This is a genomic window from Thermodesulfovibrionales bacterium (assembly GCA_035686305.1).
GTDB lineage: Bacteria > Nitrospirota > Thermodesulfovibrionia > Thermodesulfovibrionales > UBA9159 > DASRZP01.
Genome location: DASRZP010000047.1, coordinates 1 through 6,286, shown reverse-complemented (window position 1 = coordinate 6,286; position 6,286 = coordinate 1). Strand labels below are relative to the sequence as shown.

The following is a 6,286-nucleotide window of genomic DNA, read 5'->3' as shown; positions in this document are numbered from 1 at the left end:
AAACACTCATTTGCTCCCGGACTCTCGCGCCGTTGATTTAGAAAAGGGCGATATTCTCCTTCTTTGCTCCGACGGACTCACAGATATGCTCAACCACGGAAACATTGAGGAGATTCTAAGAAGACACCGCTCCAATCTTGGCGAGACTGTGGACAAGCTTGTGGAATATGCGAATCGTAAAGGAGGCTTGGACAATATCTCGGTAATTCTCTCTGAAATGCTCTGATCTTGACTTAAACTCTTATTTTGCACGCGCGGCCTTTTTTGGTAACTGAGAAGGGGTGGCACCAGGCATTCATTACCTCCTTCATCTGTTCTTCGGTTGGTTGAGCAGGGATATCAAGCCCCAGTTTCTTTGGTTTTGGCGTCGATCTCTCTCAACTCCATCTCGTCATCACGACCCTCCCCAGCGTTCGCTTGCCCGTATGAGAACCGAAGGACAAACTTCAGACAACTCTATTCTGCAATGAATCCGAAGATGATCTCTATTCTTGTTCGCTCTTTTTCAAAGGTCCCTTCGATCAAATTCGTCGTTTGAAGAAGTTCCTGATGTCAAGCATGGATGGCGTGCCTAGGATTGTTCTTTCCAATCTTTTTGGGGTCTGCTGCCAGCTGCCAATCTGGGTGAATAGCTGATTTCGGGAGGACCCCCCTTCTTAGGTGCTCTTTGAAACGCTTTGAAAAAGGGCTAAGTGAAGAATGCGTTGATGTCTATTTTTCGGCCGGCAAGAAAATGATTGAAATAAAGTGCGATTTCTGGTAAACTTTTTTGGCCTGCTATGGAAGACAGAGAAAAGAAATCACTTCTGGAGGCATTGTTGTTTCTGTCTGGAGAGCCGGTAACAACAGCATCGCTCAAGAGCATCACCGATATTGAGGAACCCGAGATCAAAAGGCTCCTCGACGAGCTTATCAGTGATTACCGAAACAGGGACGGAGGCATACTGATATCGGAAATTGCGAACGGGTATCAGATGGTCACCGGTCTCCGGTATGCCCCATGGATCAGGAAACTCAAGGGCGCACAGGTTTCGAGCAAACTCTCTATGCCGGCCCTCGAGACTCTTGCAATCATTGCTTATAAGCAGCCGATCATCAAGGCTGAAGTCGAACAGATTAGGGGAGTGAATTCCGACGGCGTCGTGAGGACCCTCATCGAGCGGAGACTTATCAAGATCATGGGGAGAAAAGAAGCGCCGGGGAAGCCGCTTCTCTACGGAACGACGAAGGAGTTTCTCAGGTATTTTGGTCTGAAGGATCTCACCGAGCTTCCGACCCTCAAAGAGCTGGCAAGGGAAGAAGCTTTCTGATTTTTTCTGAGGAGGCACATGACATGAAAAAGTCCTGCGTTGCTCTCATCTTTTTTGTTCTCCTGTTCATACAGCCTTATACGGCGTCAGCAGACACAACGTACACTGTCAGGAAAGGCGACAACCTCTCCAAGATCTCAAAGAAGTTCCGGGTCGATCCCGAAAGGATTCAAGAGGCCAATGACATGGACCCGGATCAGCTCATGCCCGGCACCCGACTGGTCATCCCTCCTCGACACTCGTCTTCATCGAGGAAAGAGGCATCCTCGAAGACCGCCTCTTCAAAAACCCTCATCGACACGAACCAGAAGGATCCCTATGTGCAGAAGATCCAGTACCATACGGTAAAGAAAGGTGATTCCCTCTCCTCTCTGTCCAAAAAGTATTCCGTTCCTCTCAAAGACCTGAAAGAGCTCAACAACATCAAGAAACCAAAGAGGCTGAAGCCGGGCCAGACGCTCATTGTCAGGAAGATAGGTCCGAAGACCTACACCGTCAAGAAAGGCGACACCATTTCCAGGATTGCGAAAAGGTTCAATATTTCGTCAGACGACATCATGGAGTTCAATGATCTTGAGACCGAAGATCTCAAGCCGGGGCAGACGCTGCTTCTCGAAGCATTGGCCGAGGAGGCCGACGCTAACAGCTGTCCCGTCCCCTTTGAAGCCGCCATTGCCGAAGACATCAAAAGCCTCTCAGAATCTCCGGAGCTTGAATCTCTCGACCTGAAGGAGAGAGTGATACTCTTCGCAAAAAAGATGCTGAATATCCCTTACCGGTTCGGCGGCAGCAGTCTCATGGGGATCGATTGTTCAGGCTACGTGCAGAAGGTCTTCGGCTTCCTCAACATGACCCTTCCACGGAGCGCGAGGGAGCAGTTCCATGTCGGCGAGACCGTCGCCCACGGAGACCTTTCGATCGGGGACCTTGTCTTTTTCCGGACCTATGCGTCCTTCCCTTCCCATGTCGGAATATATCTCGGGAACAACCTCTTCATACATGCTTCATCAAGAGGCAAGAAGGTCAAGATTGACAGTCTTGAAACACCCTATTATCTCAAGAGGTTTATCGGCGCCAAGCGTCTCCTCACCAACGACTTCGAAGCCGAGCCGGAAACAAACCGGGAGAGCTGATACATGGCCACTTTTTTCATCATATGGTCCGCTGTCTTCCTTTCCGTGACTCAGGGGCTATTCTGAAGGAACACAGGGGAAAGACCATCCTAAGGCCTCTCCGCTTGAGCCTGTTGAAAGTTCCACACCGGGAGGTCGTTCAACCTTTATCTATAGCCTTCCGACATCGGTCTGCTGATCATCGGTAAACGTAGCCTATTTCTGAAATGAGGGGTCGATGTTGCAGACAGAGGGACTGAAACGACATACCCTGTGAGAACAGGCACGACAAATGGCCCCTAGACTCAAACATTGGCTTCCCGTCATTTTCTGGCTGGCTGTCATCTTCTCGATGTCGACGGACACCTTTTCTTCTCAGAACACCTCGGTGATCATTGAGCCAATGCTCCGTTTCCTGAAGCCGACGATGACACTGGAGACCATTGAGATGGTTCATGGTTTCATCCGCAAGTGCGCACATATCACCGAATACTTCATCCTGGGCCTCCTGCTCTTTCGCGCCTTTCATTATGGGACCCTTGATTCGAGCCCTTCGATCTCCGCACTCCTTGCAGTCATTTTTGTCGTGATTGCTGCTTCAGCCGATGAGTTCCACCAATCCTTTGTTGCCACCCGCACGGCATCCATTGCGGACGTGCTTCTTGACGCGACAGGGGGCATCCTTGCTCAGTTCATGCGCCTTTTTTGGCGCCGATGGAAACATACGTGAAGGGTTGCCGCATGACAAGATCGGCGTTTCCATCCACAATAACAGTTTCAGAATAGTGTGGACTAAAGCAACTTCCCCTCACCCGCTCTTAATCTGAGGAGAGGCATAATTCCTCCCCTTTTCGCCGCCTGAGCATGGAAGTATGCGTAGATTATTACGGGATCCCTCATAAGCTTGACAGTCTGGTAACTTGTGAGATACTTCTCTTATAGGGAAGACCCATACACAAAGGGCTTGCTTGCGAGTATCTTCAATGTCGGGAAGATCGATCTGGAAAGGACATATCCATTTTGGCGACGTCACGGTGTCTGTGAAGCTGCATACCGCAATCACGGAGGAGCGGATCCAGTTTCACCTCCTCCACAGCCGGGATCATGTGAAATTGCGCCAGCAGATGGTCTGCGCCTATGAAAGGAAACCGGTGCCGGTGGAAGAACAGGCCAAGGGATTTGAAGTGGAGGAAGGCAAGTACATCATCGTTGATGCGGAAGAACTCGAAGAGAGCGCTCCCGAAAGCAGCAGGATGATCGAAGTCCACGAGTTCGTTAAGACCGGACAGATCGATCCCGTCTTCCTCGAGCGCGTCTACTATCTGGAGCCGGACATTCATGAAAAAGCTTATAATGCCCTTGCCGGCGCTCTGACGGAGACTGATGTGGAAGGTGTCTGCACATGGACCATGAGAAAACGGTCCTATCTCGGGGCCCTGCAGACAAGCGGAAAGACTCTTCGCCTGAATGTCCTGCGGTACGCTGACGAAGTGATTTCTGTAAAATCTCTTGGGCTGCGGGACATTCCTTTGTCAGAGAGAGAACTGAAGATCGGAAGCGATTTAATCAATCAAATGACCGCGTCTTTTCAGCCGCAGAAATTCGAAAACGACCATGAGAAGAAGCTGCGAAATCTGATCGAGAGAAAAGCCCGCGGAGAGAAGATTGCAATTCTTCGCCCCAGGCGCCTGAAACCCACGGCGCCTGATAAGCTTCTTCAGGCCCTTGAAGCGAGCATAAAGAAGGTTGCATGAATTGAAAACCAGGATCCCATCGAAGCTGTCTTCAAGCGGGGAAAAAGAAATGGCTGTACAGGGAATATGGAGCGGGACAATCAGCTTCAGCCTAGTCGCGATTCCTGTACAGTTGGTGAAGGCTGTCGAACCCGGCCGCGTCTCTTTTCGCATGCTCCACCTCAAGGATTACTCTCCCCTCCGGAGGAGGATGTACTGTCCGGAAGAAGAAAAGGCGGTCCCACCGGATGAGATAATCAGGGGTTACGAGATCGGACCCGAGCGATATATCCTCATAACGGACGAGGAACTGGAGTCGCTATCGCCCGAACGGAGCCGAACGATCGAGATTATCGAGTTCATCGATATGAAGGAGGTGGATCCGATCTATTATGACCACCCCTATTACCTCGTCCCTTCCAAAGGGGGCGAAAAGGCTTATCGGCTCCTCGCCGAGGCGATGCACAGGACAAACAAGGCCGGGCTCGCAAAGTTCGTGCTTGCGGAACGCGAGTATCTCGTGGCGATCAGAAGTGTTGAGGGAGCGCTGGCCCTCATCACACTCCATTACAGCGACGAAATACTGCCCGACGAAGACATCTCCCCGAAGGAGAGAGGAATCGACGTCGAAGAGAAAACCCGCATAAAGAAAAGCATCAGGCAGATGACGGCGGGCTTTGACCCGAGGAAATACGCTGACGAACGACGAACGAAAATTATGGATATTCTGAAGAAGAAGGTAAAAGAAAAGGCCCTGGTGGAGGCCCCGGAAATGGAGAGAGAGGAAGAAGAAGGCCCGGCCGATCTAGTCTCAGCGCTGCAGAAGATCATGGGCAAGGTGAAGAAGAGCCGGTGAGCCGAAGGGTCTTCGAGATTGCCGGGAAGAGACTCTCCCTATCGAACCTCGATAAGGACCTCTATCCCTCCTATGGTTTCACGAAGGCCCACATTCTTGAATACTATCGCCGGATTTCAAAATTCATCCTGCCCCACCTGAAAGACAGGCCGTTGACCTTAAAGCGCTATCCCGAAGGAGTGGCGAAGGCTTTCTTCTACGAGAAGCGCTGCCCTTCTCACAGCCCGGAATGGGTGAGGACGGCTGAGATCAATCTCGGCGATAAAGAGCTGATGAGGGTCTGCCTCATCAACGATATCGAGTCATTGATGTGGGTGGAGAACCTTGCGTCTCTTGAGCTCCATGTGCCTCTCTCCAGAGCAGCCTCTCCTGAAACGCCCGATTCCATGGTCTTCGATCTTGATCCCGGCGACGAGGCAGACATTCTTGACTGCGGCAGGGTCGCGCTGATACTCCGGGACCTGCTCTCCGAGTTACGGCTCAGCAGCTACGTGAAAACCTCGGGCAAGAAAGGACTCCATGTATATGTCCCCCTGAACCGCAATGATACGACCTTTGAGGATACCAAGAAATTTTCAAAAGCCGTGGCGGGAATCATGGAGAAGCATTATCCGGATCTCGTGACTGCAAGAATGGCGAAGAAATATCGGAAGGCAAAGGTCTTCATCAACTGGTCTCAAAATGACCCCTCAAAAACAATGATATGCGTTTATTCCTTGCGTGCCCTCGAAAAACCCGTCGTCTCGTTTCCCCTTGCGTGGAAGGAACTCGAGAAATTTGTCGGTAAGGATGATCCGGAAAGGCTCCGGGTCATGGCACCGGAAGCGCTTCGCGTGGCCGAAAAAGAGGGCGATCTTTTTCGAGATGTCCTCGTAAAGAAACAGAAGCTCCCTCACCTATGATATGAAATTAACGGAATACGCATCAAAACGGAAATTCGGGAAGACGCCCGAACCTAAGCCCGTCAAGGGGACTGTCCCAAAATTACGGACAAAGCCAAGCAAAGTCGTAGAATCGGGACTGTCCCCGCACACTCGGGGAGACCATCTCAATTTTGTTGTTCATAAGCACGCGGCCCGAAGGCTTCATTATGACTTCAGGCTCGAACTGGAAGGGGTCCTGAAGAGCTGGGCTGTGCCGCGAGGGCCCTCGATGGATCCCTCCGTGAAAAGGCTGGCAGTGATGGTTGAAGACCATCCGCTCGAATACAGGGATTTTGAGGGTGTCATCCCTGAGGGCAATTACGGCGCAGGACGAGTCATCATCTGGGACAGA

Annotated in this window: 8 protein-coding genes; all 8 read left to right on the top strand. The window is 51.3% G+C overall.

The window, feature by feature from the left end; translation table 11 throughout:
- Nucleotides 1–226 (top strand): SpoIIE family protein phosphatase (locus VFG09_05325; GenBank protein ID HET6514562.1); only part of this gene is annotated, 226 nt, incomplete at its 5' end.
- Nucleotides 227–779: 553 nt separating this feature from the next.
- The gene (scpB, locus tag VFG09_05320; protein HET6514561.1) at nt 780–1,310 is read left to right on the top strand and encodes an SMC-Scp complex subunit ScpB; all 531 of its coding nucleotides are present in this window, start codon (nt 780–782) and stop codon (nt 1,308–1,310) included.
- Nucleotides 1,311–1,333: 23 nt separating this feature from the next.
- Entirely contained in the window at nt 1,334–2,443 is a 1,110-nt protein-coding gene (locus tag VFG09_05315; GenBank protein ID HET6514560.1) for a LysM peptidoglycan-binding domain-containing protein, read from the top strand.
- Between the two features lie 271 nt (nt 2,444–2,714).
- Complete coding sequence (locus tag VFG09_05310; GenBank protein HET6514559.1) at nt 2,715–3,152, top strand: VanZ family protein; 438 nt, start codon at nt 2,715–2,717, stop codon at nt 3,150–3,152.
- Nucleotides 3,153–3,405: 253 nt separating this feature from the next.
- Nucleotides 3,406–4,176 carry a Ku protein gene (locus tag VFG09_05305; GenBank protein ID HET6514558.1) on the top strand — a complete coding sequence of 257 codons (771 nt, stop codon included), beginning with the start codon at nt 3,406–3,408 and terminating at the stop codon, nt 4,174–4,176.
- Nucleotides 4,177–4,225: 49 nt separating this feature from the next.
- On the top strand, nt 4,226–5,011 hold the full coding sequence (locus VFG09_05300) for a Ku protein (protein HET6514557.1): 786 nt from the start codon (nt 4,226–4,228) through the stop codon (nt 5,009–5,011).
- On the top strand, nt 5,008–5,913 hold the full coding sequence (ligD, locus tag VFG09_05295) for a non-homologous end-joining DNA ligase (protein HET6514556.1): 906 nt from the start codon (nt 5,008–5,010) through the stop codon (nt 5,911–5,913). Before VFG09_05300 ends, ligD begins: the two co-directional genes overlap by 4 nt.
- A 1-nt stretch (nt 5,914) precedes the next feature.
- A partial coding sequence (locus tag VFG09_05290) for a DNA polymerase ligase N-terminal domain-containing protein (GenBank protein HET6514555.1) occupies nt 5,915–6,286 on the top strand: 372 nt, incomplete at its 3' end.